The 1,538-nt window shown below is 41.2% G+C and carries 2 pseudogenes; one reads left to right on the top strand and one right to left on the bottom strand.

The features are described from left to right. Positions 1–82: pseudogene (locus F6K13_RS32525) on the bottom strand (1-(5-phosphoribosyl)-5-((5-phosphoribosylamino)methylideneamino)imidazole-4-carboxamide isomerase); the annotation flags it as partial. A gap of 29 nt (positions 83–111) precedes the next feature. Between F6K13_RS32525 and F6K13_RS32520 the strand changes: the two are divergent. Continuing rightward, positions 112–540, top strand: a pseudogene (locus tag F6K13_RS32520) (HisA/HisF-related TIM barrel protein); the annotation flags it as partial. Positions 541–1,538 lie beyond the last annotated feature (998 nt).

The raw sequence follows: 1,538 nt of genomic DNA, 5'->3' as shown, positions 1-1,538 counted from the left end.
CTTGACAGAGGTTAGATATTAACTGAGGTCGTTCGACCGCTACAGTACCGACAATAGCTTGTTTTACACCAAGAGCAAGCACACTTGCAACTGCAGAATAGTTACGTAAACCTCTGTCAAGAATTTCCTGGTCAAATTATTGTAGGTATTGATGCCAGAGATGGTAAAGTCGCTACTAAAGGATGGTTAGAAACATCTGAGGTATTAGCAACTGACCTCGCTCGGCAAATGGCTAAACTAAAAGTTGCAGCGATCGTCTACACTGATATTCACCGAGATGGCACTCTCAAAGGGCCTAACATAGAGTCCTTAAGGGAATTAGCTACTGCAATCGATATTCCTACCATCGCTTCTGGCGGTATTAGTTCAATTACTGATTTGTTAAGTCTGTTAGCATTAGAACCCATGGGGGTAGAAGGTGCAATTGTTGGTCGTGCTTTGTACACTGGTGATATTAGTCTTACGGAAGCAAATCAAGCCGTAGGTCAAGGACGTTGGCAAGATATTCCTCCAAATTTAGGATATTCTGCTTTTGCTTAATATCAAATCTGTTTAATTACATATAGATCCAATTTAGACCGATATAGAATAGGAAATATAGCAGGGAACAGCTCATCTTTGGGAAAAATATTTCCCCTTATTAGGTTCATCATCAGCATAAGTCAAACACCAACTTGTTCCTTGCTATAGAACCCATTTGACATCTAAGAAAAGGCTGCAAGGCTCTTAAATCATCAACCGAGTAAAGCAAAGATTAATCTTGGCAGTCGCATTAGTTAGATTCCTCTCAAAGTTTTTGACGAGGATTTTACATCTTTTGACATACTCTCCAGCCTAAAGACACCGAGATTCTCCTGAAACCAGGATTATTGGTTTGCGTTCCGCAAGACTAAGCCAACACCGAATCCACTTAAATTGATACCTTGCGATACCTAAGCCAGAGATGGTTTTCTCCCCAAGCGTTTGCTCTATTGCCTCTTTTCCTACGGAATGCTTCCCTACGGGATGCTACGCAAACGCAAACAGAGAAGCTTTCCTATCGGAATGCTGGCCGAACGCTATCAATAGCCTGTGGACCTATGCCCTACGGTACAGTTAAAACCTTAAAAATTTTGGTTCTCTTGTACTTGGTGCTTAAAGCTTTTCCATGCACAAACATTCCTGTGCAAAACCCCATAAATCTTCTGTTGGTCAGCATTCCCTTGCGCCTAACGGCGACGCGGGGTTTGACCTCAGTTTTTAAGGCGAATCGTGTGCTACGATTAGTAGCTAGGTTTTTAGAGCAGTTGAATACCTTTGCCAGTTATTACCAGTATAAAATAAAGTGGCCTTAAAACGGCAAGGCTTTAACACCCAATTTTTCGGTAATTCAAGAATTTGACCTTTCAATCACCCATGTTAGGCTGCCGGACAGGGCAAACGCATCTCGTCAATAAACTAGGGGTAATTATCAATAAACCGGGTTTTATTGCGCTTGTTGACAATAGACTTTCAACATATAGTGTCTATAAAATCAAATAAACACTACATATAGGGAA

The organism is Okeania sp. SIO2B9 (genome assembly GCF_010672505.1).
In the GTDB taxonomy this organism is placed as follows: domain Bacteria; phylum Cyanobacteriota; class Cyanobacteriia; order Cyanobacteriales; family Microcoleaceae; genus Okeania; species Okeania hirsuta.
The sequence above is the reverse complement of the archived record's forward strand: the minus strand, read 5'-3'. Positions and strand labels throughout refer to the sequence as shown.